The sequence below is a fragment of the bacterium genome (assembly GCA_037131655.1).
Lineage (GTDB): Bacteria > Armatimonadota > Fimbriimonadia > Fimbriimonadales > JBAXQP01 > JBAXQP01.
This window is the reverse complement of sequence record JBAXQP010000255.1, coordinates 1-3,929: the sequence shown is the minus strand read 5'-3', so window position 1 is coordinate 3,929 and position 3,929 is coordinate 1. Positions and strand designations below refer to the sequence as shown.

The 3,929-nt window shown below is 45.7% G+C and carries 4 protein-coding genes and 1 rRNA gene; 3 read left to right on the top strand and 2 right to left on the bottom strand.

Going from position 1 to position 3,929, the window contains the following annotated elements:
• Nucleotides 1-211, top strand: a 16S ribosomal RNA gene (locus WCO51_10695); the annotation flags it as partial.
• A gap of 185 nt (nucleotides 212-396) precedes the next feature.
• A complete protein-coding gene (locus WCO51_10690) occupies nucleotides 397-1,194 on the top strand; it encodes a restriction endonuclease (protein MEI6513722.1) in 798 nt (265 codons plus the stop codon).
• A 78-nt stretch (nucleotides 1,195-1,272) separates the two neighbouring features.
• Here the strand turns inward: WCO51_10690 and WCO51_10685 are convergent, their stop codons facing one another.
• Together WCO51_10685 and WCO51_10680 are read right to left on the bottom strand one after the other, a co-directional pair.
• The gene (locus tag WCO51_10685) at nucleotides 1,273-1,677 is read right to left on the bottom strand and encodes a type II toxin-antitoxin system VapC family toxin (GenBank protein ID MEI6513721.1); all 405 of its coding nucleotides are present in this window, start codon (nucleotides 1,675-1,677) and stop codon (nucleotides 1,273-1,275) included.
• Nucleotides 1,674-1,895: an AbrB/MazE/SpoVT family DNA-binding domain-containing protein gene (locus tag WCO51_10680; GenBank protein MEI6513720.1), complete on the bottom strand. Its 222-nt coding sequence runs from the start codon at nucleotides 1,893-1,895 to the stop codon at nucleotides 1,674-1,676. Before WCO51_10680 ends, WCO51_10685 begins: the two co-directional genes overlap by 4 nt.
• Nucleotides 1,896-2,045: 150 nt before the next feature.
• On the opposite strand from WCO51_10680, the gene WCO51_10675 reads away from it, so the two are divergent.
• On the top strand, nucleotides 2,046-3,926 hold the full coding sequence (locus WCO51_10675; protein MEI6513719.1) for a DUF2207 domain-containing protein: 1,881 nt from the start codon (nucleotides 2,046-2,048) through the stop codon (nucleotides 3,924-3,926).
• Nucleotides 3,927-3,929 lie beyond the last annotated feature (3 nt).

Sequence of the window (3,929 nt, the reverse complement as noted above, 5' to 3'; positions counted from 1 at the left end):
TCGGAATCGCTAGTAACCGCAGGTCAGCTATACTGCGGTGAATACGTTCCCGGGTCTTGTACACACCGCCCGTCACGTCACCTGAGTCTGCTGCACCCGAAGTCAGCGGCCTAACCCGCAAGGGAGGGAGCTGCCGAAGGTGTGGCCGGTAAGGGGGACGAAGTCGTAACAAGGTAGCCGTACCGGAAGGTGTGGCTGGATCACCTCCTTTCTAGGGAGTATCTGAATAGATTTTCCTAGGTCGATCGCTAATTGATATCCCTGCCTAGTTTTGAACGAGTAAGAAACCTCCTACTTTAATAGGACACTCATGCGAGTGTCCTATTTTTGTTTTTGCTGGAATTTATGATAGAATTTCAGTTGGTTCTATGACAGGCTATGTATTGGAGGATTAACATGGATATCCAAGATGAACTTACTGGGGCTAAAGCTGGAATTTCTGGAGAATTTCAGATTAGATTTGCGCTTCAGGCTATGGCTGATCGCGACGGTAAAGCGACGATGTCTGAGATATACAACTCAGTCGAACATAAGATGGATGGTAAACGCCTTTCAGAGCAAGGTAAAGCTAGTCTTAGAAGACTGATTAACAAAGATGCGCGTCTAGCAGGATATGTTACACAAGATGAACGTGGTACATGGCAGATCACTCAGGAGGGAAAAGAGTATATCTCTTCAGATGTGAAAGAAGATGTCATTGATGTAGTCACGGAGAAACTTATAACTGTTTCCTCTAATACCTCTCGCGGAATGGCTTTTGAGTTATACATTCTTGATCTTCACAAAGTAATGTTCCCGCTTCATGTATGGCATCATCAAGGTCAACAGAAGTCCAACGAACGTGGGCTGGACTTGATTGGTAAACAGATTGTACCAACGGATAAAGATCTTGATGTTATCGGCATTCAGGTGAAGTTTCATACCCAAAATAGTGCTCCTACACAATTGGAATGGTGGAAGTTCCTCGCGGGTTGTTTTGCCCGCAAAGTGAATCGCGCGGTGTTTGTGACCACTGGTAAGTTGACATCAGAGCAGAGACGGGAAGCTGGAGAATCAGAAGTTGTTGTCATCGAGGGACGAGACGAAGTAATTAGGATAGCTAAGCAGTGGGGTATTAAACCCTTTGAATTATTCGAAGATAAAGACTCCTCGCAACTGATCACTGACAGTTCAGAGGATACTGCTCATCTATGAGATGTAAATAGTTCAATTGCAAGAGAATTGCATGCGAAGGAATTGCTGCCCATGTATGAGTTAAGTTATTTGGTGGCATCATCTTCCCCCAAATAGCTTCAACTCAGGGAAGTAGGTCTTGTAGAAACCTCGGTCGCGGGTTAATAGGCACTCGGCTTTTTGGAGGGCGTGGGAGCCTACTAGGAAGTCGGGGAGGAGACGCTGTCTTGTGCCGCCAGCTTGTTTGTACTCGACCCATTTTCTACCCGCTAGATAGGCGACCTCTTTGCCTCCTTCTACAATTCGAATGTTGAGAGTGTCCAGAACCGAGTCGAGATCGGGCATGGTGTCGAATTGGGGAGCGAGTTCGGCATAGACGATCTCGCAGATCACTAAGGCGCCGCTATCGAAAGCTTGTCCTAGAAGCGTTTGGGATTGGTCGGCGAATGTGGGGTCGTCGGTAACGACATCGAGGATAAAGTTGGTATCCACGGCGATAATCATTGCCCGCGAACACTCTCGATATAATCGTCAACATTCTTCCCATGCTTCAATTTGCTCAGTCCGCGAATCGCCCCAACGCGTTTCTCGCCACCGCTTTTTTTGACAATCCGAATGCTATTCCCCTCATCAATAAACTCGACGTCCGAATCCTTCCTCAACCCATATTTATCCCGAAGCTGTTTCGGAATAGTCACCTGACCTCGTTCTCCGATCTTCATCTTTATCACCTTCATAGGTATTATATCATAAGTATGTATTTTATAGTATGTATAAATAAATACGTACTTATGATATAATCATCTCATGCAGGATTCTTTCAATAATGTGCGAATGTATTTATTGTATTAACTTATTGATGGAGGCGGGTAGTGACTGAGGTTATATGTGGGAAGATTGCTCGTGTTTTTTGGGTGGGACTGCTGGCGCTCTTATTTATTACTCCTGCCTTGGCGAAATCATATTATCTTTCAACTGTCGATCAGACTTATTGGCTTCAACCTGATGGAAGCGCGATTGTGGATGATGTGCGCTCGTTTGTTTTTAACGGGAGTTTTAGCTTTGCTTATTTGGAATTTGGAACTACCGGTAATTACGGAACCTATGATGTTAAGTATCTAGGGGTTTGGGACGATGTGACTAAGCAGAAGCTCGACTATAATTGTGAGAATAACGGCAGCATGCGCAAGATCACCTGGTATTACTCTGCACAGGATACCTGGAGGCGTTTTCGCGTGCGCTATAAGATCATAGGAGCTGTTCAACGTTATGGCGATGTTGCGCAGTTTTATTGGAAAGCTGTTGAGGAGCAGCATGAGCAGATCGAACAATTAAACATCCAGATTATTCCACCCCTGAAAAGCCCAAATCTTTTTAAAGTTTTCACCCATAGTAAGGTTGAACCAGGCAGTCTGACCTTCGCAAATGATTTTAGCTATGCGACAGTCAAAATGGTTAACATTCCTAATGGGAGTTTTGTTGAAGAGCGAGTGCTGCTTAACCCCAATCTTTTCCCAAAAGCGCCTGTGTTGTCTGGCCAGACAATTGAATCACTTTTGAATGACGAAAAAAAGCAGTCGATGTGGGAGAGGAATCCGATTCTTAGGTTCTTTCCAAGAGATGACAACCGTTTTTTTGGCGGCATACTGATTGTAGTTGCCATGCTGACGGGGTATTTCTATACTTATCGGAAATATGGGGTCGAGCCGAATACCGGCTACATTGGTGAATATGAGCGCGAACCTCCCAGAGATATCCCGCCAGCCGTTGTGCCTGCAATTCTCACTCAGAGTAGTTCAAGTATATCAAATATGGGAAAGGCTTTTGCCGCCACGCTTCTTGAGGCAGCTAGATTAGGTTATATCACTATTCAAGAAACCGAGGATTCGGTGTTTTTTGGATTAATTAAGCACACAGACCTTATCTATGCCCTAACTCAAAAAGGGGTTGATTTGCTCGACGGAAAGCCGATTACAATTCAACCTGGGATGCGCTACTTGGAGCAATTTGAAGTGGAAGCATTGAGGACTGCCATCTGTGAAGCCGGTACCGGCATTATGGTAACGACTGACCAGCTAGTCAGTTGGGCAAAAATGGGCTATAAACAGAACACTAACTTTCGGCGCTTTGCATCCGATTGGGGGGAAGCCAACAGAAAGTGGTTTGTCAATAATTACTTTCAACTCGATGATAAAGTCAGCGCAAAGGCGGCCGGTTGGTTTATTTGTAGCATTATTGCCGTTGGCGCATTTGGTACCTGGCTAGTTTCGCCATCACCAATATTTGTTCTCATCCCAGTGCTTACTTTTGTCCTGGTAATTATGGGAATAGCCTCGTTGTCTCGCAGGACGAAGGAGGGTGCTTTAGAGATGCAGCGGTGGGAGGCATTCAAGCGCTTTATGACGGACTTTTCGGCAATGAATGAGGCTGGGCCGGGGTTACTTCCCTTATGGGAGAAGTATCTGGTCTATGCTACTGCACTTGGTGTTGCTACAAAGCTGTTGGAGAATGTGAAATCGCTGGCACAAGAGTCGAATTATACATTCAACCAAGTTGGATGGTTTACGCCGATGCATTCAGACGGCATAGACAGTATCTCATCGATGAACTTTAGCTCGCTGGATTCGTTATCCAATGCGATGTCGAATTTTGATAGCTTAACTGCCGCATTATCAAGCTCAACTTCGAGTGGGGGCGGATTTAGTGGCGGTGGCGGCGGAGGCGGTGGCGGAGGTTCCAGCGGCGCTGGGTAAACT